This window comes from Streptomyces sp. NPDC058812, assembly GCF_042744565.1.
In the GTDB taxonomy this organism is placed as follows: domain Bacteria; phylum Actinomycetota; class Actinomycetes; order Streptomycetales; family Streptomycetaceae; genus Streptomyces; species Streptomyces thinghirensis.
Window position 1 is genome coordinate 163556 of record NZ_JBHYOB010000016.1, and the last position, 26876, is coordinate 190431.

Genomic DNA, 26876 nt, shown 5'->3' on the forward strand with positions numbered 1-26876 from the left:
GGGCGGGCGGCCGGTGCCGGGTCAGCGGGTCAGCGCGTAGCCCAGCACCACGCCCGCCGACACCTCCACCATCCCCGGTGCCAGGTCCCCGGCCGAGCTGCCGCCCCCGCCGCCGTGGCCGCGGTACTGGACGAAGGACTCGGCGTCCACGTCCTGGATGTGCACCACCGGGCCCAGCCGCACGCCCGCCGCCTCCGTGTACACCTCGGCCTTGCGCCGCGCGGCGGCCACGGCCCTGCGGCGGGCCTCGTCGCGCATCGCCGGCTTGTCGTGCACGTCGAACTCGACGCTGTCGATGCGGTGCGCGCCCGCCTCGACCGCGTCCACGATCAGCCGCTGGAGGTCGTCCAGCGCCCCGGTCTCCACGGAGTACGACGCCTGGCAGCGGTAGCCGGCGAACGTCCGCTCACCGCCGTAGCCGTTGTACTCCGAACTGAGCGTGAGCCGGGAACCCGAGACCGAGGTGTCCGGTATCCCATGCCCGCGCAGCACCCCGCGCAGCCGTGACACGGCCGTCCCCGCCTCCTGGAAGGCCCGGTCCGGCGAGGGCTCCAGCACGTCCACCGCCAGCTTCACCCGCACCAGCTGCGGTTCGACCCGCACACTGCCCGCACCGAACACACTGAGCCCCCAGGGCTCCCTGATCGTCTCCGTCATGCGCGCATTGAAGCACCGTTCGCCGGTACATGTGCCGGTCCATGCCCGTCCATGCCCGTCCATGTGCCGGTCAATGTGCCGGTCAATGTGCCGGTCTACGTGTCGCACTCCAGCACCGTCCGGCACAGCCCGCACCGCGCCCGTACCCGCCCCCGCACCGGCACCCTGATCCGCTGGTGACAGGTCGGACAGGGGAACGACACCCGCAGAGGCTCGCGCCCGCCCGGCGTGAAGGAGTACGGGCCCTCCGCCGGAAGGACGGGGGCGGCACGCGGGTCCCGCGCGTGGCGGCGGTCCCGGGCGTAGCGGCGGCGGCCCGCCCAGCCGGCCGCGGTGAGCGGCGGCTGCTGCTCGTCCCGGCGGGCCCTGGCCATGCCCTTGACGTACGCCGTGTAGGCCTGCGGACTGGTGAACCACACCGACGGGTCCTCACCGAAGACCAGCGCCCGCTTGGCCAGGACGTAGCCGAACTCCTCCGGAGTCAGATACCCGAGCTTCTGCGACGACGCCGAGTCCTCCCGGTAGGCGTCCAGCAGCAGCCAGCCGGCGCCCAGGTACGCCGTCGCGGTGTCGGTGAGGATCTCGTTGTCCCGGGTGCCGGGGAAGGACAGGTCGAGGCGGTGCAGATACACGTGCATCACCTCGTGCGCGAGGGCCGCGCCGATGTCCCGGCGATGGGTGCGGAAGCGGTCGTTCAACTCGATGAAGTACTCGGGACCGGCCGCCAGCTCGACACTCGCCGCGTGCGTCATCTCCCGGAAGGAGACGATCATCCGGGCGTCGGGGAGACGGTAGTGACGCACCAGTTCGTGGGCCACCCGCTGGGTGCCCAGGTACAGGTCGTCGGTGTCGCAGAACGCCACGTCGGCCGGGGCCACGCTGGCCGAGAACGTCCGCACGGTGTCGTAGGACAGCCGCTTGTAGAGCGCGGTGACGGCGGCCCGCACCGTCTCCAGGTGCGGGTAACCGTGCTCGACCGGTCCGCCGTTCGCCACGCCTGAACCCCCAAGACGTCTGAACCCTTCTCCTACTGTAAGAGGCGGACCGCTGTACGAGGAGGACGGCGCGGTACGAGCAGGACCGCTGTACGAGCAGTGCCGCACCGCCACCCGCACGCCCGGCACAAACCGTTCGCCCCGCGCCCCGGCCCACGGCACAATCCGGAACCGTGACCAGCGAACAGCACTCCGTCGCCGCCGCCTCCCTGCGCGTGGGCGGCGCGGACGACGACCTGGAACAGCGGCTCGACGACGAGCTGACCGCCTTCAACACCGCGGCCGCCGGCGGCGCGCGGACCGAACCCCTCACCGTGCGCGTCACCGACGAGTCGGGCGCCCTGGTCGGCGGGCTCACCGCCTGGACCTGGTCCACCCTCGCCTCCGTGGACATGCTGTGGGTGTGCGAGGAGCAGCGGCGGGCCGGCTGGGGGAGCCGGCTGATGCGGGCGGCGGAGGAGGAGGCGGTCCGGCGCGGCTGCACCGACATGATCGTGTCCACCTACACCTTCCAGGCGCCCGGCTTCTACCCGAGGCTCGGCTTCCGGGAGCGGGGCCGCATCGAGGGCGTGCCCGGCGGACACGAGGACGTGTACTTCCACAAGCGCATCGGGGTGGGTGGCACCGGCGGGATTCTCGGGGCCTGAGACGGACTGCGACGGCCCGGGGTCCGCCCGTAGGGTTGGCGCCCATGACCACCAGCCACACCGGTACCGGTGCCGTCGACCCCGCCGTCCGCGAGGAACTGGCCCGGCTGCGGGACAGCATCGACAACATCGACGCGGCCGTCGTCCACATGCTCGCCGAGCGCTTCAAGTGCACCCAGCAGGTCGGCCACCTCAAAGCCGGACACCAGCTGCCGCCCGCCGATCCGGCGCGTGAGGCGGAGCAGATCGCCCGGCTGCGGGCCCTCGCCGAGAGCGCCAAGCTGGACCCGGCGTTCGCCGAGAAGTTCCTGAACTTCATCATCGCCGAGGTGATCCACCACCACGAACGCATCGCGGAGAGCAACGGCAACGGCAACGAAAACGGCAACGGCACGGCCCCGGCCTCCGGCTGAGTCCCCGCGAGCCCCGCGCCCCTCGCCCACGGGGGGCGCACGCCGGGGGCGCGGCGGCCTCGTACGGACCGGACATAATCCGCGTACCGATCCGCCTCTGTGCCCTGCCGACGGCATCAGGCAGCATGTCGTGCATGTCCGTACTGACGCGCGACGAAGCGCAGACCCGTGCCCGGCTCCTCGACGTCCACCACTACGCGATCGACCTCGATCTGACCCGTGGGGACGAGACCTTCGACTCCCGCACCGTCATCCGGTTCACCGTCCGCGGCGACACGGACACCACGGACACCTTCGTCGAGGTCAAGCCCGCCGAGCTGCGCACCGCCACCCTGGACGGACACCCCCTCGACCCGGACACCCTCGACGAGAACCGGCTGACGCTGAAGAACCTCACCCCCGGTGAGCACGAGCTGCGCGTCGAGGCGGCCATGCGCTACTCCAGCACCGGCGAGGGCATGCACCGCTTCACCGACCCCGCCGACGGCGAGACCTACGTCTACACCCAGCTGTTCCTGGACGACGTCCAGCGCGTCTTCGCCGCCTTCGACCAGCCCGACCTCAAGGCCGTCTTCGACCTGACCGTCACGGCGCCCCAGGGCTGGACCGTCCTCTCCAACGGCGTCACCGAACACGCCGGCGACGGCCACTGGAAGGCCGCCACCACACCGCCGATCGCCACCTACCTCGTCGCCGTCGCCGCCGGCCCCTGGCACTCCGTACGCACCGAGCACCGCGGCCTGCCCTTCGGCATCCACTGCCGCCGCTCGCTCGCCCCCCACCTGGACGCCGACGCCGACGAACTGCTCGAGGTCACCCGCGGCTGCTTCGACCGCTACCACGAGAAGTTCACCGAGCCCTACCCCTTCGACTCCTACGACCAGGCGTTCGTCCCCGAGTTCAACGCCGGCGCCATGGAGAACCCGGGCCTGGTCACCTTCCGCGACGAGTTCGTCTTCCGGTCCGCCGTCACCGACACCCAGCGGCAGACCCGCGCCATGGTCATCGCCCACGAGATGGCCCACATGTGGTTCGGCGACCTCGTCACCCTCAGGTGGTGGGACGACATCTGGCTGAACGAGTCCTTCGCCGAGTACATGGGCTACCAGACCACCGCCGAGGCCACCCGCTTCACCGGCACCTGGACCGACTTCGGCGTCACCCGCAAGCCCTGGGGCTACGACGCCGACCAGCGCCCCTCCACCCACCCCGTCGCCCCCGAGAAGGTCGAGGACACCGCCTCCGCCCTCCTCAACTTCGACGGCATCTCCTACGCCAAGGGCGCCTCCGCCCTGCGCCAGCTCGTCACCTGGCTCGGCGAGAAGGACTTCCTCGCCGGCATCAACACCCACTTCGAGCGGCACAAGTTCGCCAACGCCACCCTCGCCGACCTCATCGACTCCCTCGCCGCCGCCACCGACCGCGACGTCCACGCCTGGGCCGACGCCTGGCTGCGCACCACCGGCGTCGACACCCTCGCCCCGCGCGTCACCGGCGACAACGGCAGCCGCGCACTCACGGTCGACCGCACCGGCACCCGGCCCCACCGCATCGCCGTCGGCCTCTACGACCAGGACCTCACCGACGAGGGCCGGCTCACCCTGCGCGAACGCCTCGACCTCGACGTGCCCCGGGCCGAACCCCGGCCCATCGGCAAGCGCCCCGCCCTGGTCGTCCTCAACGACGGCGACCTGAGCTACGCCAAGATCCGCTTCGACACCGAATCCTTCGAGGCCCTGCGCACCGGCCTGTCCGGCCTGCCCGACCCGCTCACCCGCGCCGTCGTCTGGAACGCCCTGCGCGACGCCGTCCGCGACGGCGAACTCCCCGCCGGCGCCTACCTGGACATCGCCCGCACCCACCTCCCGTACGAGACCGACCTCGCCCTCGTCGACGGCGTCCTCGCCTTCGCCTCCGTCCAGGCCGCCGACCGCTACGTCACCCCCGAGCAGCGGCCCGCCGCCCTGGCCACCCTCACCGACCTGTGCCGCGACCTCATCCGCCGCACCGAGGACGGCGACCACCCCGGGCTGCGCCTCATCGCCGTACGCCACCGCATCGCCACCGCCGCCCACCCCGACACCATCGCCGCCTGGCTCGCCGACGGCACCGTCCCCGGCGGCCCCGAACTCGACCCCGAACTGCGCTGGCGCATCCTCACCCGCCTCTCCGTCCTCGGCGCCACCGACGAAGCCGCCATCGCCGCCGAGCTCGAACGCGACCCGAGCGCCACCGGCCAGGAAGGCGCCGCCCGCTGCCGCGCCGCGCTGCCCGACCCCGAGGCCAAAAGCCGCGCCTGGGAGGCCATGTTCACCACCGACGACCTCTCCAACTACCTCTTCACCGCCACCGCCCAGGGCTTCTGGCAGCCCGAACAGGCCGACCTCGTACGCGACTACGTACCGCGCTACTACGCCGAGGCGGTCGCCGTCGCCGCCCGCCGCGGCCCCGCCATCGCCGACGCCGCCGGCCGCTGGGCCTTCCCCGCCCACACCGTCGACGCCGACAACCTGCGCCTCGGCCAGGAGTGCCTGAACGACGCCGACCCGATCCCCGCCCTGCGCCGCAAGCTCGCCGACCAACTCGACGACCTTGCCCGCGCCCTGCGGGTACGGGAGGCGGACACGCACTGACCCCGGACCCGGCCGGTCCCCGACCCGGGGGACCGGCCACGGGATACCCCTTTCGGGTTGTGATCTTGGGCTGTCCGGGCGTACGCGCGCATCCGCGTACAAGCTGGAACTCCTTCGCCCCCCGCGCCCGGAGGACAGCCATGGGTCTGCCGCCCCTCGCCTCGGGCCCGCACGGCCCCGACGCCCTGCGGCCCCTGCTCGACACCGTCCTCGACGCGCTGCGCACCGGCGCGGCGGCACGCGGAGGCCCGCTGCCCGCGGGCGGCCCGGACACCGTCGCCGCCCGCGTGGCGGACGCGGTCGGCGAGATCCTGCCCGACCAGGGCGAGCCCGAGGCACTCCGCGTCCTGGTCACCGCGCTCGCCGAGGGCGCCGCCGACCCCGCCCACCCGCTGTGCGCCGCCCATCTGCACGGCCCGCCCCTCGCCGTCGCCACCGCCGCCGACCTCGCCGCGAGCATCCTCAACCCGTCCCTCGACTCCTGGGACCAGGCACCCGCCGCCTCCGCGCTGGAAGCCCTCGTCACCCGCGCCCTGGCCCAGGAGACCGGCGCCGCCGACGCCCTCGTCACCACCGGCGGCACCGAGTCCAACCAACTCGCCGTCCTCCTCGCCCGCGAAGCGCACGGCGCGGGCGTGCGGCTGATCCACGGAGCCAACGCCCACCACTCCGTGCCCCGCGCCGCCTGGCTGCTCGGACTGCCCGAACCCGTCGCCGTCCCCGCCCCCGCCGGCGCCCTCGACCCCGCCGCCCTCGACGAGGCCCTCACCCAGGTCCCCGGACCGCACCTCGTCGTCGCCACCGCCGGCACCACCGACGCCGGACTCATCGACCCCCTGCCCGAAATCGCCGACCGCTGCGCCGCCCACGGCGCCCGCCTGCACGTGGACGCCGCCTACGGCGGAGGCCTCCTCTTCAGCGACCGCCACCGCCCCAAACTGGCGGGGCTGGACGCCGCCCACACCGTCGCCCTCGACCTGCACAAACTCGGCTGGCAGCCGATCGCCGCCGGCCTCCTCACCGTCGCGCACACCGCCGACCTCGCCGCGCTCCACCACCGCGCCGACTACCTCAACGCCGACGACGACACCGACGCCGGACTCCCCGACCTCCTCGGCCGCTCCCCGCGCACCAGCCGCCGCCCCGACATCCTCAAGACCGCCGTCACCCTCAAAACCCTGGGACGCAGCGGCCTCGGCGCGCTCGTCGACGGAGTCTGCCTCCTCGCCGAACGGTTCGCCGCCCTCGTCCACGACCACCCCGGCTTCGAACTGCACGCCCCACCCACCATCAGCACCGTGCTGTTCCGGCCCGCCCACGCCACCGACGAAGCCGTCGCCGCCGTACGCCGCGCCCTGCTCGCCACCGGCGGCGCCGTCCTCGGCCGCGCCCGCGCCGACGGCCGGCTCTGGCTCAAGGCGACCCTGCTCAACCCCCACACCCGGCCCGACGACCTGGCCGCCCTCCTGACCCTCGTGACCCTCGTGGAAAACCCCCCGGAAGGACCCGCCCCGCGATGAACCCCACCCCGCACCCCACCCCCGACGCTCCCCGCGACCTCGTCGGCATCGGTATCGGCCCCTTCAACCTCTCCCTCGCCGCGCTCGCCGACCCCCTCACCGGCCTCGACGCCGTCTTCTACGACCAGCGAGCCGCCTTCCACTGGCACCCCGGCCTGCTCATCGACGGCGCACGCGTCCAAGTGCCCTTCCTCGCCGACCTGGTCACCCTCGCCGACCCGGCCAGCCCCTGGACCTTCCTCAACCATCTCAGGGCCCGCGAACGCCTCTTCCCCTTCTACTTCGCCGAACGCTTCCACATCCAGCGCGCCGAATACGACGCCTACTGCCGCTGGGTCGCCGAGAACCTCCCCTCCCTCCGCTTCCACCACCAGGTCGACGCCATCCGCTGGAACCCCGAACGCGACCTCTTCGAAGTCGACTACACCCAGCTCGACGCCGACGGAGAAGCCGAGGCCCTCGGCCGCACCCACACCCGCAACGTCGTCCTCGGCGTCGGCACCGAGCCCCACGTCCCCGACCCGCTCAAACCCCTCGTCGACGCCCCCGGCGTCCCCGTCGTCCACGCCGCCGACTACCTCGACCACCGCGAGACACTCCTCGCCGCCGAACACATCACCGTCATCGGCACCGGCCAGTCCGGCGCGGAGATCTTCCTCGACCTGCTCCGCCACCGGCCCCCCGGCCGCGAGAAACTGCACTGGCTCGGCCGCACCGAGGCCTTCGCGCCCATGGAGTACTCCAAACTCGGCCTGGAGCACTTCACCCCCGACTACACCCGCTACTTCCACGGCCTGGCCGAACCCGTCCGCGACCGGCTCGTCGCCTCCCAGTGGCAACTCCACAAGGGCATCGACGCCGACACCACCGCCGCCATCCACGACGAGCTCTACCGCCGCACCCTCGACGGCGGCTGGCCCGACACCGTCCTCACCCCCGGCGTCCACGTCCGCACCGCCGGCCGCATCGCCACCACCAAGGTCGAACTACACCTGGAACACGCCCAGCAGCAGACCCGCACCCGCCTCACCACCGGCGCCGTCGTCCTCGCCACCGGCTACCGCGAACGCCCCCTCGGCCGCGTCCTCGCCGGACTCGACCCCTACATGCGGCGCGACAGCCACGAACGCCCCCGCGTCGACGAACGCTTCCGCCTCGTCCTCGACCCCTCCGTCACCGGCCGGGTCTACGTCCAGAACGCCGAAACGCACACCCACGGAGTCGGCGCACCCGACCTCGGCCTCGCCGCCTGGCGCGGAGCGACCATCCTCAACGACCTGACAGGACAGGAGCCCTACCCGCTGCCCGGCCGCACCGCCTTCACCACCTTCGGCCTCGAACACGGACAGCCCCGGATCCCGTCCGCGCGCCGACACCGGGCGCTCACCCCCCTGGCGGACGGAATCTGAGGCTGCCCCGGCCGAGCCGGACTCAGAACACCGGCACACCGTCCCGCGTCAACGACCAGTCGACGGACGCGAAGTCCTTCGGGTCCAGCACGCCCCTCGCCGTCGCCCACTCGGCGATCCGCGTGCGGATCTCCGTCGACTCCGCCCACAGCTCCTTGGCCGACGCCACGTGCGGGAAGGCGCCGCCGCCATTGGCCCGGTAGTTGTTCACCGCCAGCACGAACTGCTGCGCGTCGTCCAGCGGAGCCCCGGCGTGGGCCAGGTTCTTGATACGCGACCCGGCCGCCTGCGCGATGTCGATCTCGTACGTCAGCCCCGACACGTAGTCGTAGTTGTAGTCCGGGCGGCCGCCCGCATTGGTCAGCTCGTCCACGTCCACCGGCGCACCCGCCGCCGTCCGGACGTAGTACTCCGCCGAGTACTCCAGGTACGCCCGCAGCTGGGCACCCGTCATCAACTTGGCCACCAGGGTGTTGTCGTACACGTACAGGCTCGACAGGTCCCGGATCGTCACGTCCCCGGCCGGGATCTCGGACGTCCGGGAGAAGGGCGAGGCCTGCGCCAGCACCGGCAGCGACGCGTACTCCGTGCCCGCCAGCGCCTCCCTGACCACATCCTCCTGAACCTTGCTGATCAGGTCGATGATCGGGGCGTCCTTGTAGCGCGCCTCCACCGTCGTCAGCGTCTCGGTGGCGGTGCCGACCACCTGGTTGACGTACGCCACCACCTTCGCGTGCTCGTCCGCCAGCAGCTTCGTGATCATCGGGTCGTCGGCGACCGTGCTGGAGTCCCGCAGCGACGCCTTGACCGACTCCACGTGCCAGCGGCCCCGCTCGAAGACCAGCTCGAAGTCGAAGAGGGTGAGCCGCTCCGCGTAGCACAGCGGCTCCGACAGCACGACCGTCTTCCCGGTCCCCTCGTTGACCACCTTCAGCTCCGCGATCTCCGTGTGCGCGTGACCCACGAGGATCGCGTCGATGCCCGGCACCTGCCTGGCCACGTTGGCCGCCGCGTTCTCGACGTACGGAATCTGGTCACCGTAGGAGGACGTCCCCGACGACCCGGAGTGCGCCGACACGACCACCACGTCCGCGCCCATCGAGCGCAGCTTCGGCACCCACTTCGCCGCCTGCTCCTCAAGACCGGGGAACGCCAGCTTCCCCTGCACGTACGCCTTGTCCCAGATCGCGATGCCCGGATTGGTCAGCCCCAGCACCGCCACCTTCACCGGCGGCGCGCCCTTCACCCGGAACGTCTTCATGAAGTACGGCGGGAACGCGGGCTTCAGCGTCTTCGCGTCCACCGCGTTCGCGCCGAGCAGCGGGAAGTCGCACTGCTCCTCGAACTTGCGCAGCGTCTCGATGCCGTAGTTGAACTCGTGGTTGCCGAGCGCCACCGCGTCGTACCCGATCGCGTTCATCGCCTGCGCCATCGGGTGCACCGGGCCGCCCTCGGCGGTGATCGGGTCGACCTTCGCGTAGTAGTACGTCAGCGGGGTGCCCTGGATGGTGTCGCCCGCGTCCAGCAGCAGCGTGTTGCGGCGGCCCTTCTCCTCACGGACCTGGTCCACCAGCGTGGACACACGGGCCAGGCCCTGGGCGTTGCCCGCCGCGTCCGTGTACTCGGCGTCCTTGAAGTAGTCCCAGTTGAAGACGTGCCCGTGCAGGTCGGTGGTGCCCAGCACCGTCAGCGCGTACCGCTTCGGCTTCCCGCGGCCCCGGTGCGCGGAGGCCGCCTCGGCCGCCGGAACCGCCGCCGTGCCGGCCAGCGCGACACCCGCCCCCGTCACGGCGGACCTGCTCAGGAACTTCCGGCGGTTCAACGGCATGGCTGACTCTCCTCGGTGACCCGTGAACAACATTGGCGACGCGCGTAGATTCTGTCCTGAACATGGCGCCTGTCAAGGGTGAGAGCCGACTCGAATGCTCATCGGAGCGGTCCGGTGCACAATTCAACACTTGTCAATAGCCCTTTACTCAAAGGTTGTTGAGTGGTCATGCGTGGCCAATTCGCTACCGGTCGGTAAGTCATAGGCTCGACTCATGCGCCGAGCAAAAATCGTCTGCACTCTTGGGCCCGCCACCGACACGTACGACCAGATCAAGGACCTGGTCGACGCCGGAATGGACATCGCCCGCTTCAACTTCAGCCACGGCACCCACGCCGAACACGAAGAGCGCTACCACCGAGTCCGAAAAGCGTCCGACGAAACCGGCCGCAGCGTCGGCGCCCTCGCCGACCTTCAGGGCCCGAAGATCCGGCTCGGCCACTTCGCCGAAGGGCCCGTACTCCTTGAACGCGGCGACACCTTCACCATCACCGTCGAAGAAGGCGTCCACGGCGACCGCCACACCTGCGGCACCACCTACGCGGGCCTCGCCACCGACGTCACCCCCGGCGAACGCGTCCTCGTCGACGACGGCAAGGTCTGCCTGGAGGTCACCGACGTCGACGGCCCCAGGGTGCGTACGACGGTGATCGAGGGCGGCATGGTCTCCGACCACAAGGGCCTCAACCTCCCCGGCGTCGCCGTCTCCGTCCCCGCCCTCTCCAAAAAGGACGAGGACGACCTGCGCTGGGCGCTCAGGAACGGCTTCGACGCCATCGCCCTCTCCTTCGTCCGCAGCGGACGAGACGTCCTCGACGTCCACCGCATCATGGACGACGAGGGCCGCCGCCTCCCCGTCATCGCCAAGGTCGAGAAACCCCAGGCCGTGGAGAACATCGAGGACATCGTCGCCGCCTTCGACGGCATCATGGTCGCCCGCGGCGACCTCGGCGTCGAAATGCCCCTCGAACAGGTCCCCATCGTCCAAAAGCGCGCCATCAAACTCGCCAAGCGCAACGCCAAGCCCGTCATCGTCGCCACCCAGATGCTCGACTCGATGATCGACAACGCCCGCCCCACCCGCGCCGAGGCCTCCGACGTCGCCAACGCCGTCATCGACGGCACGGACGCCGTCATGCTGTCCGGCGAGACGAGCGTCGGCAAACACGCGACCGACACGGTGCGGACGATGGCCAAGATCGTCGAGGCGGCCGAGGAGGACATCCTCGCCAAGGGCCTCCCCCCGCTGACCGAGCGCAACAAACCCCGCACCCAGGGCGGTGCCGTCGCCCGCGCGGCAGCGGAGATCGGCGACTTCCTCGGCGCGAAGTACCTGGTCGCCTTCACCCAGTCCGGCGACACCGTCCGCCGCCTCTCCCGCTACCGCTCACCCATCCCGCTGCTCGCCTTCACCCCCGAGCCGGCGACGCGCTCACAGCTGAGCCTGACCTGGGGCGTGGAGACCTTCCTCGGCCCCCACGTGGACTCCACGGACGCGATGGTCGACCAGGTGGACGAACTGCTCACCCGCTACGGGCGCTGCGAGAAGGGCGACGTCGTGGTCATCACGGCCGGCTCGCCGCCCGGGGTGTCGGGCACGACCAATCTGGTCCGAGTGCACCACATCGGGGAGGACGACAGTCCCCGGTAGCCGGTCGGTCGTCAGTACTTGGGTCCGACGTGAGCGTCCATGAGAGCTACGGAGGCTTTGCGGGCGACGGAGATGTTGAAGGGGTCGCTGCCTCGGGCGAGGGTCGTCCACTCGACGCCGACCTTGTCGAGGGTTCCCGCGAAGAGGTTGCGGATGTCGTCCGACTTGTTGGAGAAGAAGTAGCGCGGATACTCGTAGCGCTTGCGCACGCCGCCGACGGTCTTCGTGGTCCAGTTGGTGATACGGCAGCCGTCGGAGTGGATCAGGCCGCGAATGAAGTCCCAGGGGTGAGCGTCGACGATCCCCTGCTGCCAGGCTTCGAGCGTGATTCGGCGATCGTGCTTCTTACCGGGTCCGTGTTGGGGAAAGAAGCAGGGCCAGTGCCCGCTGTAGCCGACCACAGAGGTGTATCCGACTGCTTGGACTTGGGAGGCCTTTCCGCTGGGGTTGACGGCTGTGATGGCGGCAGTGCAAGCCTCGATGAGGCCGGGCCATGCGTCGGCGCACGCGATGCGGAGGAAGTAGCCGGACCTCATGCCGGGACTGATGCAGCCATCGCCGAGATAGAGGCCGAGTAGGTAGGCGTATGCCGATTCGTCTTCAGGCGGATCGGCCGTCGGACCGCACCGCGAGCAGGAGGTCTGCCGCATGCGCGGCAGAGGCTCGATGCGCGTCTGCCACGAGCGGATGGCGGAGCGAGATATGCCGATCTCTTTGCTGACGGAGTTCAGACTCCGTCCTTGTGCCACCAGTGCCAGTGCGCGCTTGCGTGTGCTGGTGTCGTACATGCGGCCATCCTGTGGCGATGGCCGCAGAGGCGCACAGCAAAAAGTGGATGTTCACGAGAACGTGGACGTCCACTTGCTGACGGTAACCTTGGAAAACAAGGAAAAGTGCCCCGGGTCGGACTCGAACCGACACTGTATGGGTTTTGAATCCATTGCCTGCTGCCAATTGGGCTACCGGGGCCCGCAGAATCAAAGGTTTCCCCTGACCCTCCGCGCGTCCACCTTACCGCAGCTAGGTAGTCTCTTGTCAGCAGTACCCCTGCCCCGAACGAGGAGCCCCACGTGACCGCCCCCGAGTCGCCCCAGCCCGCTGACGTGCCCGAAGACGACAAGTCGCACGTGCCCCCGCTGACGACCCGTGTTGTCATCGCCGAGGACGAGGCCCTGATCCGGCTGGATCTCAAAGAGATGCTGGAGGAGGAGGGGTACTCCGTCGTCGGTGAGGCCGGTGACGGTGAGGAGGCCGTGGAGCTGGCCCGGGAGCACAAGCCGGACCTGGTGATCCTCGATGTGAAGATGCCCAAGCTGGACGGCATCTCGGCGGCCGAGAAGATCGCCGAGGAGAGCATCGCGCCGGTGTTGATGCTGACCGCGTTCTCGCAGCGCGACCTGGTGGAGCGGGCCCGGGACGCCGGGGCGATGGCGTACCTGGTGAAGCCGTTCAGCAAGAGTGACGTCGTTCCGGCGATCGAGATGGCCGTCTCGCGGTTCACGGAGTTGAAGGCGCTGGAGAAGGAGGTCGCGGACCTCAGTCTGCGGCTGGAGACGCGGAAGCTGGTGGACCGCGCGAAGTCGGTGTTGCAGACGGAGTACGGCCTGACGGAGCCGGCGGCGTTCCGGTGGATTCAGAAGACGTCGATGGACCGGCGGATGTCGATGCAGCAGGTGGCCGAGGCGGTCATCCAGGACGCCGAGGAGAAGAAGGCGTCCAAGGGCTGAGCACCCGCGCCCGGACCATGAACGAGGCCCGCGTCCCCACTGGGGGCGCGGGCCTCGTCGTACGGCTGTCGGCTCAGTCCTCGCCGAGGTAGGCCTTGCGGACCGATTCGTCGTGGAGGAGGTCCTGGCCGCTGCCGGACAGGACGATGTTGCCGACTTCCATGACGTGGCCGTGGTCGGCGAGGGAGAGGGCGGCCTGGGCGTTCTGCTCGACGAGCAGGATGGTGGTGCCCTGGGACTTCAGCTCGGCGACCGTCGTCATGATCTTCTGCATCATGATCGGTGAGAGGCCCATGGAGGGTTCGTCGAGCATGAGGAGTTTGGGCTGGGACATCAGGGCGCGGCCCATGGCGAGCATCTGCTGTTCGCCGCCGGAGAGGGTGCCCGCGGCCTGCTTCCGGCGTTCGCCGAGGATGGGGAAGAGGTCGTAGGCGCGCTGGATGTCTTTCTCGATGCCTGGTTTGTCGTTGCGCAGGAAGGCGCCGAGGCGGAGGTTGTCCTCGATGGTCATGCGGGGGAAGATGTGGCGGCCCTCGGGGGAGTGGGCGAGCCCCAGGGAGACGACCTGGTGTGCGGGGACCTTCTTGAGTGACTTGCCGCCGAACTTGATCTGTCCGCCGACCGGCTTGAGGAGGCCGGAGAGGGTGCGCAGGGTGGTGGTTTTGCCGGCGCCGTTGGTGCCGATGAGGGTGACGACTTCGCCGGCGTCGACTTTGAACGAGATGCCTTTGACGGCTTCGATCTTGCCGTAGGCGACGCGGAGGTCCTCGACCTCGAGGAGTGCGGTCATCGGTCGTTCTCCTTGCCGGCCGCGGTGTCCGTGGTGGTGTCGGCCTGGGCGTGGGCCTCGGCGGCTTCCACTTCGGCTGCTTCGGCGGCGCCGGGGTCGTTCGCGAGGGGTTCGCCGAGGTAGGCGGCGATGACCCGCTCGTCGCCCTGGACGGTCGCGCTGTCGCCCTCGATGAGCTTCTCGCCTTGTACGAGGACGGCGACGCGGTCGCAGAGGTTGAAGATGAAGCGCATGTCGTGCTCGATGACGAGGACGGCGATGCCCTGGTCGCGGATGGCGAAGACGAGTTCCTCGGTGGCTCGTGTCTCCTGGGGATTCATGCCGGCCGTCGGCTCGTCCAGGAGGAGCAGGCCCGGTTCGCTGGCGAGGGCGCGGGCGATTTCCAGCTTGCGCTGCTCGCCGTAGGGCAGGTTCCGGGCGAGGTGGTCGGCCTTGGGGGCGAGGCCGACGAACTCCAGGAGTTCCATGGCGCGTTCGCGGGAGGTGGCCTCGGCCTTGTGGAAGCCGGGGCCGCGCAGGACGGCTGACCAGAAGCCTTCCTTGGTGCGGGTGTGGCGGCCGACGAGGACGTTCTCCAGGACTGTCATGTTGGCGAACAGGCGGATGTTCTGGAAGGTTCGGGCGATGCCGGCGGCCGTCACCTTGAAGGACTTGGCGGGCAGCACCTGGCCCTTGTAGCGGACTTCGCCCTCGGTGGGTGTGTAGAGGCCGGTCAGGCAGTTGAAGAAGGTGGTCTTGCCGGCGCCGTTGGGGCCGATGAGGCCGACGATCTCGCCGCTGTTGACGGTGAGGTCCACGCCGTTGACGGCGGTGAGGCCGCCGAAGCGCATGGTGACGCCGCGTGCGTCGAGGACGGTGGTGCCGGGGGCAGGGGCGCCCGGGGTGGTGTCCTTGGTGGTGGTGTCGGTGGTCATGGTGGTCAGGCCCCTGTCTTGCCGAGGACTGCGGGCGCTTCGGCCTTGTCGTGGAATTCCAGTTGGCGGCGCCGGTTGGGGATGAGGCCTTCGGGGCGGAACCGCATGAGCAGGACGAGCGCGAGTCCGAAGGCGAGGAGCTGGTAGTCGCCGAGGAACTGGAGCTTGTTGGGGATGAGGAAGAGCAGTGCGGCGCCGAGGAGGGGTCCGCCGATGGTGCCCATGCCGCCGAGGACGACCGCGGCGAGCAGGAACGCGGAGTTGGGCGGTGTTGTACCGGCGAAGAGGTACTGCTCGGGAGTGACGGTGTAGGTGACGTGTGCCTGGACGGTGCCGGCGAGGCCGGCGAGGGCGGCGCCCACGGCGAACGCGATGAGCTTGACGCGGAAGCCGTTGATGCCCATGGCGAGGGCGGCGGTCTCGTCCTCGCGGATGGCGACCCAGGCCCGGCCGATGCGGGAGTCGCTGCTGCGTCGGAAGACGAGGACGACGACGGCGGTGATGATCAGCATCAGGAAGAAGTAGTTGGCGAATCGGCCGATGGTGACGCCGAGGATGTCGTGCCGGGCGCCGAGGTCGAATCCGAGGATCTTCAGGTCCGGCACGGCCGAGATGCCGTTGGAGCCGTTGGTGATGTCGGGCCCGGAGGTGCCGTCCATGTTGAGGACGGCGATGCGGAAGATCTCTCCGAAGCCGAGGGTCACGATGGCGAGGTAGTCGCCGCGCAGCCGCAGGGTCGGGGCGCCGATCAGTACGCCGAAGATCAGTGAGGCGGCGGCGCCGACGAGGACGGCGGCCCAGAAGGGGAAGTGGACGCCGAAGGGCGAGCTGGGCGAGCCGGAGACCAGGGCGGCGGCGTAGGCGCCGACGCCGAGGAAGGCGACGTAGCCGAGGTCGAGGAGGCCGGCGAGGCCGACGACGATGTTGAGGCCCAGGGCGACGGTGGCGAAGATGAGGATGTAGACGCCGATGGTGGCGTACTGGTCGTCGGTCTGGGTGAAGGGGAACAGTGCCGCGGCGACGAAGGCGCCCCAGATGGTGATGGTCTGGTGCCGTGCGGTGATCTGGGTGGCCTGGCGGATGAGGCCCGCCTTGTGGGCGGCTGCGAAGCCGAACCCGGCGGTGATCAGGAAGCCGACGAAGAGTTCGTCGTACTCGGTGCCGATGCCGTAGGTGAAGACGGTGAGGCAGACGGTGAGGACCGCGACGATGATGAGGATCTCGGCGTAGGAGGGCAGGGCGCGTACGGGGCCGGGCTCGCCGGCGGCGAAGGCGGCCTTGATGGTCTGCCAGCCGTGGCCCGCGCGGTGCTTGGCGAGGTCCCAGCCGGTCTCGTCGGGGTCGATGGGGTCGGGCGCGGGGCGTTCGAAGGGGAGTGCGAGGGCGCCGAGGAGGGCTACGAGGGTGACGATCGCCGCGATGTAGGCGCCGGGTTCGAGGTTGACGAGGCCGCCGAGCTGGAGGCTGATGGCGAGGACGGTGTACCAGGTGGTCGCGAAGGTGGCGAGCGCGGCGAACCTCAGTGCGGCGTCGGCGCCGGCGGGGGTGAGCCAGCGGAGGCCTTTGACGCCGTATGAGGAGAGGCCGAAGAGGGTGGTCAGGGCGCCGCCGATGAGGACGAGGACCTGGAGGCCGCCCGGGTAGCCGTAGACCGTGAGGTCGCCGGGGAACGCGGCGGTCCAGGTCCAGGCGAGGAAGGTGGAGACGATGGTGAGGAGGCCGCCGCCGGTGGCGAGGGCGCGTCCGAGGTGCGGTGGGATGCCGATGAGGCCGGTCGCCGCGCCGGTGACGGGGGTGTTCGTGGTCTTCTCGGTGGTTTGTGTGGTCATCGGTGTCACGCCCTGTCCGCGACGCGCTCGCCGAGCAGGCCCTGTGGCCTGAACAACAGCACAAGGATGAGGAGGATGAAGGCCCAGACGTCCGCCCAGGACTGGCTGCCGAACTGGCCCAGGCCGGGGATGTCGCCGATGTAGGCGGTGGCCAGGGTTTCGGCGACGCCGAGGACGACACCGCCGATCATGGCGCCGTAGATGTTGCCGATGCCGCCGAGGACGGCCGCGGTGAAGGCCTTCAGTCCGAGGATGAAGCCCATTTTGAAGTCGACGTGGCCGTATTCCAGGCCGTACGCGACTCCGCCGATGGCGGCGAACACGGCGCCGAGGGCGAACGCGATCACGATGATGCGGTCGGTGTTGACGCCCATCAGCTTGGCGGTGTCGGGGTCCTGGGCGGTGGCCTGCATGCCGCGTCCGGTGCGGGTCTTCATGACGAAGTAGCCGAGGAAGGCCATGCTGACGGGGGCGGCGATGAGCAGGAAGATGCTGCCGGTCTGCAGGGTGATGCTGCCGATGTGGAAGGGGCCGCCCTCGATCTGCGGGAAGGTGCGGGCGGACTTCGCGTCGGGGTACCAGGCCCAGATCGCCTGCTGGAGGGCGAGCGAGAGGCCGATGGCGGTGATGAGCGGGGCGAGGCGGGGGCCACCGCGCAGGGGGCGATAGGCGAAACGTTCAGCCCCGATGGCGACGGTCACCGAGACGATCACGGCGCCGAGGATCATCAGGGGCAGGGCGATCAGCATGGAGGTGCCGTCGGGCAGGATGTAGATGTAGACCGTGAGCGCGCCGAAGGCACCGGTCATGAAGATCTCGCCGTGGGCGAAGTTGATGAGCTGGACGATGCCGTAGACCATCGTGTAGCCAATGGCGATCAGCCCGTACATGGATCCCAGTAGCAGGCCGTTGACCAGCTGCTGCGGCAGTTCGTTCACCGCATGTCCTCCGAGAGGTTCGGATGTTCGACGGATGTGGCCGGGTGTGAGTCCGCGCGGGGCGCCTGTGGAACAGCGCCCCGCGCGGCTCTTGAGTGGTGCGGGTGTCTCGTCGGACGACTCAGCCGGTGTAGGTGCCGGACTTCACGGCCTTCCAGTCGCCGTTCTCGACGGCGTAGACGGTCAGCTGCTTGTTGGTGGCGTCACCGAACTCGTCGAAGGAGACCTTGCCGGTCACTCCGTCGAAGGAGACGTTCTGCATGGCCTCGACGACCTGGGCACGGGCGTCGTCGGGGAGCTTGCCGTCGTTCTTCTCGACGACCGTCTTGACGGCCTCGATGATGGCCCAGGCGGAGTCGTAGGAGTAGCCGCCGTAGGCCTCGAAGGGCTCCTTGTAGCCCGCGGACTTGTAGTTGGCGACGAACTCCTTGGCCGAGGGCAGCTCCTCGACGGGCGCGCCGACGGAGGTGGCCAGGTCACCGGTACCGCTGGCGCCGGCGAGCTTGATGAAGTCGGCGCTGTAGATGCCGTCACCGCCGACCAGCGGAATCTTGGCGCCGGTGCCCTTGATCTGCTTGCTGAGCGGGCCGGCCTGCGGGTATTCGCCGCCGTAGTAGACGACGTCGGCGCCCGAGTTCTTGACCTTGGTGGCGACCGCGGAGAAGTCCTTGGTGTCCGGGTTGATGTGCTCGGTACCGACGACCTGGCCGCCGAGCTTCTTGAACTCGTCGGTGAAGGTGCCGGCGAGACCGGCGCCGTAGGTCTTCTTGTCGTCGATGACGAAGGCTTTCTTCTTCTTGAAGTCGTTGAAGACGTACTGCGCGGCGAACGGGCCCTGGATGGCGTCGGTGGTCGCGGTGCGGAAGTAGGTCTTGAACGGGCGCTTCTTCTCCGTGCGCCAGTCGGGGCCCTGGGTCAGCGAGGGGCCGGTGTTGGCCGGGGAGACCAGGGCCATGTTGCCGGACTCGAAGACCTGCTGCATGGACTCGCCGACCGAGGAGTTCAGCGGGCCGACCACGCCGAGGACCTTGTCGTCGGCGACGAACTGGCTGGCGTTCTGCTGGCCCACGGAGGGCTGGCCCTGGTCGTCGAGGGCTTGGACCTTGAAGGTTATGCCCTCGACGTGCTTGTCCTTGTTGGCGGTCTTGGCCGCGAGGTCCGCCGAGTTCTTGATGCCGAGGCCCAGCGCGGACAGGTCGCCGGTCAGCGGGGCGTCGACGCCGATGACGACGGTGGTGCCACCGCCGCCGCCGTTGCCGGAGTCCGAGCCGCCGTCGTCGTCGCGCGAGCCGCAGGCGGTGAGGGTGAGTGCTCCCGCCGCCAGAGCGGCGGTGATGGCGATGAGCGAACGTTGACGCACGATCAGTCCTTTCCCTGGCACAGCCACTTCCCCGTGGAGGCGGCCGAGTCGAGCGCTGGGCCGAAGTGACAATCGGACGGCGCGGTGACTGGCCGTGACTCTAAGCGTGTGTGGGGAACGTGGAGGAGGGTCTGACTCAGGCTGTGACGCTCTTGTTATGACACGGGGTAATGCAGAGCGGTACTGGCTGGGAAGAAGTGCGGAATTCCGTCCGATTCGCCCTGTCCGCATGGTGAGAACTCGCAGGACCGACGGCCCGCGTTCAGGCGTCTGGGGCGTTTTGGTGATTACCTGGATTCGTTGCGGCAGGCGACCTCAAGGGCCTGGGAGAGGTCCCGTGCATAGTGCGTCCCCAGGATGAAACTGTGGGCTTGTATTGCGCGCGTATTACGCAGCGTTACTTGCAGGAAAGGGAGCGCGAGGTTCCGCGGCGCTTTTGCGCATTCCGTCACCCGAAGAGTGACGATGATCTTGCGGGCGGAATGCGCCTTTGTCTGGAAAGGCGCGGTGGGGGACGAAGTCATCGAGATGCCGGCGTAGGGCTGGTCGAGCCGTGTCACGGTGACGGGCGGGCCGGACCGCACGCTCAGTCGCACTGCGAAGCTGAAGTCGTCACCGGGGGCGGGCACCGCGTCCAGGTAGTCGAGGTCGACCGCCTGGGCAGGGTGCGGCGGCGGGGGAGGGGAAGGGGGTTGCGGTCGGCTGGCGTACAGGTAGCCGCCGCCCGCCAGGACCACGACGGCCGCGGCGGTCGTGAGGACCGCCCGGCGGTGGCGGTCGTAGTACCGAGCGGGCCGTCCACGGCGCCGGGCGGACGGCCGGGGAGCGTCCGGGCCGCTCCAGACGTGGGTGCCCTCGCCCGGCTCGACGGGACCGGTGCCGCTCACTGCCACGGGCCGTCGCTCGGGGCGCCGTCGCGGTAGTGATCGGCGCAGGCGTCGCGTACCTGGCGGTCGATCAGCTCTCCGGCCGCTCGGGGTCCTTGGTCGCGCTTCGTGGCCTGTGCGGCGTCCACGACCTCCCGCAGGATGTCGTACTGCGGGTTGGACAGTCCCATCGACTGGTAGTCGCCGTAGGGGGTGCTGCCGGCCAGTATCTCGTGTGCCCAGTAGCCGACGGCGCTCGCGCACAACTCCTCGCCGGACAGGCTTCCTTGTGCCGATGCCGATGCCGATGCCGATGCCGACGCGGTCGCTCGGGCGGTGTCGCCGGAACCGGGCCTTTCGGCGCCGGAGTTGCCGCAGCCGACCGCCAGAGCGACGGACGGCAGTGTCAGCGCGAGAGCGAGCAGTCCGGGCGCGAACCGGAACCGCCGAGCCGCCGCCCCCGGCCAGGGGGCCTCTCCCCGTCCCATGCCCTGAAGCTAGAGCGCCGGGCGGCCGGGAGCAATGCTGTGGCCGGGTGTGACGGTGTGCGGCGGTGGCCCTGTGGCCGGGTGTGACGCCGTGTGCGGTGGTTGCCCTGTGGCCGGGGGTGGCGTCGTGCGCGGTGCTGGCAACCTGTGGCCGGGTGTGACGCTGTGGGCGGTGGTGGCGGCCCACCGATCTGTGGCCGGTAGTGACGCCGTGGGCAGCGGCAGCCCCGTGGCCGGGAGTGATACGTGGCCTGACACGTGGTCACCGTCAGCGATGTGCGGCCGGGTGTGGGCCCGGCCGCCCGCGCGCCGCTCAGCCTGTCGCGCCGGCCTGCTCGCCGTCGCCCGGGTTCACGTCCCGCAGCAGGCAGGTCAGCCGGGCGGTGCACACGCGGCGGTCCTGCTCGTCGCTGATCACGATCTCGTACGTCGCCGTCGACCGGCCCCGGTGCACCGGCGTGGCCACGCCGGTGACGAGACCGGAGCGGGCCCCGCGGTGGTGGGTGCAGTTCAGGTCGACGCCGACGGCGATCTTGGTGCTGCCGCCGTGCAGCATCGAGCCGACCGAACCGAGCGTCTCGGCCAGCACGGCCGAGGCCCCACCGTGCAGCAGCCCGTACGGCTGGGTGTTGCCCTCCACCGGCATGGTGCCGACGACGCGGTCGGCCGACGCTTCGAGGATCTGGACGCCCATGCGCGTCCCGAGGTGCCCGGCGGAGAAGAGCGCGGGCAGGTCGACGCCGAGCGCGGCGTACTCGTCGATGACCTCCTGCGGGAACTGCACCTGCTGCTGCTCGCCCATGGGCCGGCTCCGTTCGTTGCTCCGTCTGCCTGAGTCGCCGGCCGGCCCGGTGCGGCCGGCGGCTCGACTGAGCAAACGCTCAGTCGGTCGCCGATTGTTCCAGACGGACGACGACGGACTTGCTGGCCGGGGTGTTACTGGTGTCCGCGGTGGCGTCCAGCGGCACCAGGACGTTGGTCTCCGGGTAGTACGCGGCCGCGCAGCCCCGGGCCGTCGGATAATGCACGACACGGAAGCCGGGCGCCCGCCGCTCCACCCCGTCCTTCCACTCGCTGACCAGGTCGACGTACGAACCGTCCGGGGCGTTCAGCTTCCGGGCGTCCTCCGGATTGACCAGGATGACCCGGCGGCCGTTCCTGATGCCCCGGTAACGGTCGTCCAGACCGTAGATCGTGGTGTTGTACTGGTCGTGCGAGCGCAGCGTCTGGAGCAGCAGCCGCCCCTCGGGCAGCTCGGGGTACTCGATCGGCGCGGCGGTGAAGTTGGCCTTTCCGGTGGCCGTCGGGAAGCGGCGCTCGTCGCGCGGGGCGTGGGGGAGGGCGAAGCCCCCGGGGTGCGCCACGCGCGCGTTGAAGTCCTCGAAGCCCGGGATCACGCGCCCGATGCGGTCGCGGATGGTCGCGTAGTCCTTCTCGAACTCCTCCCACGGCGTGCGGCTGTCATCGCCCAGCACCCGGCGCGCCAGCCGGCACACGATCGCCGGCTCGGACAGCAGCTGCCCGCTCGCGGGCTCCAGCCGGCCCCGGGACGCGTGCACCATGCCCATGGAGTCCTCGACGGTGACGAACTGTTCGCCGCCGCCCTGGAGGTCGCGCTCGGTGCGGCCCAGCGTCGGCAGGATGAGCGCCCGCGCGCCCGTGACCGCGTGTGAGCGGTTCAGCTTCGTCGAGACGTGCACGGTGAGGCGGGCGCGGCGCATGGCCGCCTCGGTGACCTCCGTGTCGGGGGAGGCGGAGACGAAGTTGCCGCCCATGGCGAAGAAGACCTTCGCCTCGCCGTCGCGCAGCGCGCGGATGGCCCGTACGACGTCGTAGCCGTGCTCGCGCGGCGGGGCGAAGCCGAACTCCTTCTCCAGCGCGTCCAGGAAGGCGGGCGCGGGGCGCTCGAAGATGCCCATCGTGCGGTCGCCCTGCACGTTGGAGTGGCCGCGCACCGGGCAGACGCCCGCGCCCGGACGGCCGATGTTGCCGCGCAGGAGGAGGAAGTTCACGACCTCGCGGATGGTGGGCACGGAGTGCTTGTGCTGGGTCAGGCCCATCGCCCAGCACACGATGGTGCGCTTCGAGGCGAGCACCATGCGCAGCGCTTCCCCGATCTCCGCGCGCGTGAGGCCGGTCGCCGTGAGCGTCTCGTCCCAGTCGGCGGCGCGGGCGGCCTCGGCGAACTCCTCGTACCCGTGCGTGTGTTCCTCGACGAAGGCTTCGTCGACCGCGCCCTCCGTCTCCAGGATCAGCTTGTTCAGGAGCCGGAACAGGGCCTGGTCGCCGCCGAGGCGGATCTGCAGGAACAGGTCGGTGAGCGCGGCGCCCGCGGTGAGCCCCTTGGGGGTCTGCGGGTTCTTGAAGCGCTCCAGGCCGGCCTCGGGCAGCGGATTGACGCTGATGATCTTCGCACCGTTCGCCTTGGCCCGCTCCAGGGCGGAGAGCATGCGCGGGTGGTTGGTGCCCGGGTTCTGGCCGGCCACGATGATCAGATCGGACTTGTAGAGGTCCTCCAGCAGGACGCTGCCCTTGCCGATGCCGATGGTCTCGGACAGGGCCGAGCCGGACGACTCGTGGCACATGTTGGAGCAGTCCGGCAGGTTGTTCGTGCCGAGCTCGCGCGCGAAGAGCTGGTAGAGGAAGGCCGCCTCGTTGCTGGTGCGCCCGGAGGTGTAGAAGACGGACTCGTCGGGCGAGTCCAGGGCCGCGATCTCCTCCGCCACGATGTCGAAGGCGCGCTCCCAGGTGACCGGTTCGTAGTGCTCGCCGCCCTCCGGGAGGTACACCGGGTGTGTGAGCCGGCCCTGCTGGCCCAGCCAGTAGCCGCTGCGGGTCGCGAGGTCGGCGACGGAGTGCGCGGCGAAGAACTCCGGGGTGACCCGGCGCAGGGTGGCTTCCTCGGCCACGGCCTTCGCGCCGTTCTCACAGAACTCCGCCTTGTGCCGGTGGTCCGGCTCCGGCCAGGCGCAGCCCGGGCAGTCGAAGCCGTCCTTCTGGTTGACACTCAGCAGGGTCAGCGCGGTCCGCTTCACGCCCATCTGCCGCTGTGCCATGCGCAGGGTGTGGCCGATCGCCGGGATGCCCGCCGCCGCGTGCTGGGGCTCCGTGACCTGGGGCGCGTCCTGAACCGGATCACCCTTGGGCGGCTTGGTGGCCATCGCGCGCTCCTTCGCGTACACGTGTGAGGTACGTCTCCGATCCTCGCACGCCCGACAGACATCGACGGTGGCCGGGCGGGGGCCGGAGGCCGCGGGCGATGCTTGCGTCCGGCAACTCGGGTGGCCGCGACGCAGGGTGACCGGGCGCGCACCGGTGGGGCGACCGGGCCGGTCCGGCGCGGCAGGGTGAGGGCGGGGCCGAGTGTCAGTGGTCCGTGGCAGGATCGGGAGCGTGGCAGAGACAGCAGCGAAGAAGACCGACAGCACCTCCGGCGGCGCCCGCCCGCGCCTGATGCTCATGGACGGGCACTCCCTGGCGTACCGCGCGTTCTTCGCGCTGCCCGCGGAGAATTTCACGACCGCGACGGGCCAGCCGACCAACGCGATCTACGGCTTCGCGTCGATGCTGGCCAACACGCTGCGTGACGAGGCGCCCACGCACTTCGCGGTGGCGTTCGACGTCTCCCGCAAGACCTGGCGCTCGGAGGAGTTCACCGAGTACAAGGCGAACCGATCCAAGACCCCGGACGAGTTCAAGGGCCAGGTCGAGCTGATCGGCGAGCTGCTCGACGCCATGCACGTGCAGCGCTTCGCCGTCGAGGGCTTCGAGGCCGACGACGTCATCGCCACGCTCGCCACACAGGCCGAGGCCGAGGGCTTCGACGTGCTGATCGTCACCGGTGACCGGGACTCCTTCCAGCTGGTCAGTGAGCACACCACGGTCCTGTATCCGACCAAGGGTGTCTCCGAGCTGACCCGCTTCACGCCGGAGAAGGTCTTCGAGAAGTACGGGCTGACCCCCGCCCAGTACCCCGACTTCGCGGCCCTGCGCGGCGACCCGTCCGACAACCTCCCGGGCATCCCGGGCGTCGGCGAGAAGACCGCCGCGAAGTGGATCAACCAGTTCGGGTCCTTCGCCGATCTGGTCGAGCGCGTCGACGAGGTCAAGGGCAAGGCGGGGCAGAACCTCCGCGACCACCTGGAGTCCGTCAAGCTCAACCGCCGGCTCACCGAGCTGGAGCGTCGGGTCGAGCTGCCGAAGGCCGTCAACGACCTGGAGCGGACCGCGTACGACCGCAAGGGCGTCGCGGTGATCCTGGACACCCTGGAGATCCGCAACCCGTCGCTGCGCGAGCGGCTCTACGCCGTCGACCCGGGGGCCGAGGAGGCCGAGGCCGCCCCGGTGGTGGCGGACGGCGTCGAGCTGGACGGCACGGTGCTGGGCACCGGCGAGCTGGCCGGCTGGCTCGCCGAGCACGGCACGCAGACCCTCGGCGTCGCCACGGTCGACACCTGGGCGCTGGGCACCGGCTCGGTCACCGAGGTCGCGCTCGCCGCGCCCGACGGCAAGGCCGCCTGGTTCGACCCGACGGAGGTGGACGAGGCCGACGAGGCGGCGTTCACGGCCTGGCTGTCCGACGCGGACCGGCCGAAGGTCCTCCACAACGCCAAGGGCGCGATGCGCGTCTTCGCCGAGCACGGCTGGAGCGTCGCCGGCGTCGGCATGGACACCGCGCTCGCCGCCTACCTGGTCAAACCGGGCCGCCGCTCCTTCGACCTGGACGCGCTGTCCCTGGAGTACCTGCACCGCGAGCTGGCTCCCGCCGCCGCGGCCGACGGCCAGCTGGCCTTCGGGGCGGACGAGGGCGCCGAGGCCGAGGCGCTGATGGTGCAGGCCCGCGCCATCCTCGACCTGGGCGAGGCCTTCGAGGGCCGCCTGGCGGACGTCGGCGCCGCTGACCTGCTGCGCGACATGGAGTTGCCCACGTCCGCGCTGCTGGCCCGCATGGAGCGGCACGGCATCGCGGCCGACCGGGAGCACCTGCAGGCCATGGAGCAGATGTTCGCGGGCGCCGTGCAGCAGGCGGTGAAGGAGGCGCACGCGGCGGCCGGACGGGAGTTCAACCTGGGCTCGCCCAAGCAGCTCCAGGAAGTCCTCTTCGGCGAGCTGAACCTCCCCAAGACCAAGAAGACCAAGACCGGCTACACCACCGACGCCGACGCCCTGGCCTGGCTGGCTGCCCAGACCGACAACGAACTGCCGGTGATCATGCTCCGTCACCGTGAGCAGGCCAAGCTGCGCGTCACGGTGGAGGGTCTGATCAAGACGATCGCCGCGGACGGCCGCATCCACACCACGTTCAACCAGACGGTCGCCGCGACCGGCCGCCTCTCCTCCACGGACCCGAATCTGCAGAACATCCCGGTCCGCACCGACGAGGGCCGAGCCATCCGCCGCGGCTTCGTCGTCGGCGAGGGCTTCGAGTCCCTGATGACGGCCGACTACAGCCAGATCGAGCTGCGGGTGATGGCCCACCTGTCCGAGGACGAGGGCCTGACCGAGGCCTTCACCTCGGGCGAGGACCTGCACACCACCGCCGCCGCGCAGGTCTTCTCGGTCGAGCAGTCCGCGGTCGACGCGGAGATGCGCCGCAAGATCAAGGCGATGTCCTACGGCCTGGCGTACGGCCTGTCGGCCTTCGGCCTCTCCCAGCAGCTGAACATCGAGGCGGCCGAGGCCCGGGGCCTGATGGACGCCTACTTCGAGCGGTTCGGTGGCGTACGCGACTATCTGCGCCGGGTCGTCGACGAGGCACGGGCGACTGGTTACACGGCGACGCTCTTCGGCCGCCGCCGCTATCTGCCCGACCTCAACAGCGACAACCGCCAGCGCCGCGAGGCGGCCGAGCGCATGGCCCTGAACGCGCCGATCCAGGGCACGGCGGCCGACATCGTCAAGATCGCCATGCTCAACGTCGACAAGGCGCTGCGCGAGGCCGGCCTCACGTCCCGCATGCTGCTCCAGGTCCACGACGAAATCGTCCTGGAGATCGCCCCCGGCGAGCGCGCGGCGGCGGAGGAACTCGTCCGTCGCGAAATGGCCAACGCCGTCCAGCTCAGGGTCCCGCTGGGCGTCTCGGTGGGCGCGGGCCGGGACTGGGAGTCGGCGGCGCACTAGGGCCTGTTGTGAAAGCGGATCGCCTGTCAGACCTGCCTGGGATGCTCCGAGCATGGAAATGACAGTGCAGCTGACGATCGACTGCTCCGAT

21 protein-coding genes and 1 tRNA gene are annotated in these 26876 nt (G+C 70.2%); 8 read left to right on the forward strand and 14 right to left on the reverse strand.

Going from position 1 to position 26876, the window contains the following annotated elements:
• Window positions 1-21 precede the first annotated feature (21 nt).
• Together ACFW48_RS28670 and ACFW48_RS28675 are read right to left on the reverse strand one after the other, a co-directional pair.
• Window positions 22-657, reverse strand: a complete 636-nt coding sequence (locus ACFW48_RS28670) for an SIMPL domain-containing protein (RefSeq protein ID WP_386319355.1) — start codon at window positions 655-657, stop codon at window positions 22-24.
• Window positions 658-752: 95 nt separating this feature from the next.
• Complete coding sequence (locus ACFW48_RS28675) at window positions 753-1652, reverse strand: hypothetical protein (RefSeq protein WP_386319357.1); 900 nt, start codon at window positions 1650-1652, stop codon at window positions 753-755.
• A 173-nt stretch (window positions 1653-1825) separates the two neighbouring features.
• Here ACFW48_RS28675 and ACFW48_RS28680 point away from each other — a divergent pair, with 173 nt between their 5' ends.
• From ACFW48_RS28680 to ACFW48_RS28700, 5 genes are all read left to right on the forward strand, one after another.
• Window positions 1826-2299 (forward strand): GNAT family N-acetyltransferase, encoded by a 474-nt coding sequence (locus ACFW48_RS28680; RefSeq protein ID WP_386319358.1) that lies wholly within the window; start codon window positions 1826-1828, stop codon window positions 2297-2299.
• Window positions 2300-2343: 44 nt separating this feature from the next.
• Window positions 2344-2712 (forward strand): chorismate mutase, encoded by a 369-nt coding sequence (locus tag ACFW48_RS28685; protein WP_386319361.1) that lies wholly within the window; start codon window positions 2344-2346, stop codon window positions 2710-2712.
• A gap of 134 nt (window positions 2713-2846) precedes the next feature.
• A complete protein-coding gene (gene pepN, locus ACFW48_RS28690) occupies window positions 2847-5345 on the forward strand; it encodes an aminopeptidase N (RefSeq protein WP_386319364.1) in 2499 nt (832 codons plus the stop codon).
• 140 nt (window positions 5346-5485) lie between these two features.
• Window positions 5486-6865 (forward strand): pyridoxal phosphate-dependent decarboxylase family protein, encoded by a 1380-nt coding sequence (locus tag ACFW48_RS28695; RefSeq protein ID WP_386319367.1) that lies wholly within the window; start codon window positions 5486-5488, stop codon window positions 6863-6865.
• A complete protein-coding gene (locus ACFW48_RS28700; protein ID WP_386319368.1) occupies window positions 6862-8274 on the forward strand; it encodes a lysine N(6)-hydroxylase/L-ornithine N(5)-oxygenase family protein in 1413 nt (470 codons plus the stop codon). The genes ACFW48_RS28695 and ACFW48_RS28700 overlap by 4 nt, the downstream gene beginning before the upstream one ends.
• Before the next feature lie 22 nt (window positions 8275-8296).
• On the opposite strand, the gene ACFW48_RS28705 is transcribed toward ACFW48_RS28700, so the two are convergent.
• Window positions 8297-10102 carry a bifunctional metallophosphatase/5'-nucleotidase gene (locus ACFW48_RS28705; protein ID WP_386319371.1) on the reverse strand — a complete coding sequence of 602 codons (1806 nt, stop codon included), beginning with the start codon at window positions 10100-10102 and terminating at the stop codon, window positions 8297-8299.
• A 214-nt stretch (window positions 10103-10316) separates the two neighbouring features.
• Between ACFW48_RS28705 and pyk the strand changes: the two genes are divergently transcribed.
• The gene (pyk, locus tag ACFW48_RS28710; protein ID WP_386319374.1) at window positions 10317-11753 is read left to right on the forward strand and encodes a pyruvate kinase; all 1437 of its coding nucleotides are present in this window, start codon (window positions 10317-10319) and stop codon (window positions 11751-11753) included.
• 11 nt (window positions 11754-11764) lie between these two features.
• On the opposite strand, the gene ACFW48_RS28715 is transcribed toward pyk, so the two are convergent.
• Both ACFW48_RS28715 and ACFW48_RS28720 read right to left on the reverse strand, forming a co-directional pair.
• Window positions 11765-12541, reverse strand: coding sequence for a transcriptional regulator (locus tag ACFW48_RS28715; RefSeq protein WP_386319376.1), 777 nt, complete (start codon window positions 12539-12541; stop codon window positions 11765-11767).
• A 106-nt stretch (window positions 12542-12647) separates the two neighbouring features.
• Window positions 12648-12722, reverse strand: a tRNA-Leu gene (locus ACFW48_RS28720).
• A 101-nt stretch (window positions 12723-12823) separates the two neighbouring features.
• Between ACFW48_RS28720 and ACFW48_RS28725 the strand changes: the two genes are divergently transcribed.
• Window positions 12824-13480 (forward strand): ANTAR domain-containing response regulator, encoded by a 657-nt coding sequence (locus ACFW48_RS28725; RefSeq protein WP_386319379.1) that lies wholly within the window; start codon window positions 12824-12826, stop codon window positions 13478-13480.
• Window positions 13481-13553: 73 nt separating this feature from the next.
• Here the strand turns inward: ACFW48_RS28725 and ACFW48_RS28730 are convergent, their stop codons facing one another.
• The 9 genes from ACFW48_RS28730 to ACFW48_RS28770 all read right to left on the reverse strand — a co-directional run bounded on the left by ACFW48_RS28730 (window position 13554) and on the right by ACFW48_RS28770 (window position 23826).
• Complete coding sequence (locus ACFW48_RS28730; protein WP_121746487.1) at window positions 13554-14270, reverse strand: ABC transporter ATP-binding protein; 717 nt, start codon at window positions 14268-14270, stop codon at window positions 13554-13556.
• Entirely contained in the window at window positions 14267-15184 is a 918-nt protein-coding gene (locus tag ACFW48_RS28735) for an ABC transporter ATP-binding protein (RefSeq protein ID WP_386319382.1), read from the reverse strand. Before ACFW48_RS28735 ends, ACFW48_RS28730 begins: the two co-directional genes overlap by 4 nt.
• A gap of 5 nt (window positions 15185-15189) precedes the next feature.
• Window positions 15190-17013 (reverse strand): branched-chain amino acid ABC transporter permease, encoded by a 1824-nt coding sequence (locus ACFW48_RS28740; RefSeq protein ID WP_386319384.1) that lies wholly within the window; start codon window positions 17011-17013, stop codon window positions 15190-15192.
• 5 nt (window positions 17014-17018) lie between these two features.
• Complete coding sequence (locus ACFW48_RS28745; RefSeq protein WP_386319387.1) at window positions 17019-17951, reverse strand: branched-chain amino acid ABC transporter permease; 933 nt, start codon at window positions 17949-17951, stop codon at window positions 17019-17021.
• 121 nt (window positions 17952-18072) lie between these two features.
• Window positions 18073-19311 carry a branched-chain amino acid ABC transporter substrate-binding protein gene (locus tag ACFW48_RS28750; protein ID WP_386319390.1) on the reverse strand — a complete coding sequence of 413 codons (1239 nt, stop codon included), beginning with the start codon at window positions 19309-19311 and terminating at the stop codon, window positions 18073-18075.
• Between the two features lie 287 nt (window positions 19312-19598).
• Window positions 19599-20198: a Tat pathway signal sequence domain protein gene (locus tag ACFW48_RS28755; RefSeq protein ID WP_386319437.1), complete on the reverse strand. Its 600-nt coding sequence runs from the start codon at window positions 20196-20198 to the stop codon at window positions 19599-19601.
• Complete coding sequence (locus ACFW48_RS28760; protein ID WP_386319392.1) at window positions 20195-20665, reverse strand: hypothetical protein; 471 nt, start codon at window positions 20663-20665, stop codon at window positions 20195-20197. The genes ACFW48_RS28755 and ACFW48_RS28760 overlap by 4 nt, the downstream gene beginning before the upstream one ends.
• A 313-nt stretch (window positions 20666-20978) precedes the next feature.
• Window positions 20979-21467: a PaaI family thioesterase gene (locus ACFW48_RS28765; RefSeq protein WP_386319393.1), complete on the reverse strand. Its 489-nt coding sequence runs from the start codon at window positions 21465-21467 to the stop codon at window positions 20979-20981.
• Window positions 21468-21546: 79 nt separating this feature from the next.
• Window positions 21547-23826: an FdhF/YdeP family oxidoreductase gene (locus tag ACFW48_RS28770; RefSeq protein ID WP_386319396.1), complete on the reverse strand. Its 2280-nt coding sequence runs from the start codon at window positions 23824-23826 to the stop codon at window positions 21547-21549.
• 232 nt (window positions 23827-24058) lie between these two features.
• Here ACFW48_RS28770 and polA point away from each other — a divergent pair, with 232 nt between their 5' ends.
• Window positions 24059-26785 carry a DNA polymerase I gene (gene polA / locus ACFW48_RS28775; RefSeq protein ID WP_386319399.1) on the forward strand — a complete coding sequence of 909 codons (2727 nt, stop codon included), beginning with the start codon at window positions 24059-24061 and terminating at the stop codon, window positions 26783-26785.
• Window positions 26786-26876: the final 91 nt, after the last annotated feature.

Excerpts from the sequence above, each read along its gene's own strand:
- ACFW48_RS28670 (WP_386319355.1), bottom strand. The coding sequence starts at position 657 with ATGACGGAGACGATCAGGGAGCCCTGGGGGCTCAGTGTGTTCGGTGCG.
- ACFW48_RS28685 (WP_386319361.1), top strand. The coding sequence starts at position 2,344 with ATGACCACCAGCCACACCGGTACCGGTGCCGTCGACCCCGCCGTCCGC.
- pepN (WP_386319364.1), top strand. The coding sequence starts at position 2,847 with ATGTCCGTACTGACGCGCGACGAAGCGCAGACCCGTGCCCGGCTCCTC.
- ACFW48_RS28695 (WP_386319367.1), top strand. The coding sequence starts at position 5,486 with ATGGGTCTGCCGCCCCTCGCCTCGGGCCCGCACGGCCCCGACGCCCTG.
- ACFW48_RS28700 (WP_386319368.1), top strand. The coding sequence starts at position 6,862 with ATGAACCCCACCCCGCACCCCACCCCCGACGCTCCCCGCGACCTCGTC.
- ACFW48_RS28705 (WP_386319371.1), bottom strand. The coding sequence starts at position 10,102 with ATGCCGTTGAACCGCCGGAAGTTCCTGAGCAGGTCCGCCGTGACGGGG.
- pyk (WP_386319374.1), top strand. The coding sequence starts at position 10,317 with ATGCGCCGAGCAAAAATCGTCTGCACTCTTGGGCCCGCCACCGACACG.
- ACFW48_RS28715 (WP_386319376.1), bottom strand. The coding sequence starts at position 12,541 with ATGTACGACACCAGCACACGCAAGCGCGCACTGGCACTGGTGGCACAA.
- ACFW48_RS28730 (WP_121746487.1), bottom strand. The coding sequence starts at position 14,270 with ATGACCGCACTCCTCGAGGTCGAGGACCTCCGCGTCGCCTACGGCAAG.
- ACFW48_RS28735 (WP_386319382.1), bottom strand. The coding sequence starts at position 15,184 with ATGACCACCGACACCACCACCAAGGACACCACCCCGGGCGCCCCTGCC.
- ACFW48_RS28740 (WP_386319384.1), bottom strand. The coding sequence starts at position 17,013 with ATGACCACACAAACCACCGAGAAGACCACGAACACCCCCGTCACCGGC.
- ACFW48_RS28760 (WP_386319392.1), bottom strand. The coding sequence starts at position 20,665 with ATGGGACGGGGAGAGGCCCCCTGGCCGGGGGCGGCGGCTCGGCGGTTC.
- ACFW48_RS28765 (WP_386319393.1), bottom strand. The coding sequence starts at position 21,467 with ATGGGCGAGCAGCAGCAGGTGCAGTTCCCGCAGGAGGTCATCGACGAG.
- ACFW48_RS28770 (WP_386319396.1), bottom strand. The coding sequence starts at position 23,826 with ATGGCCACCAAGCCGCCCAAGGGTGATCCGGTTCAGGACGCGCCCCAG.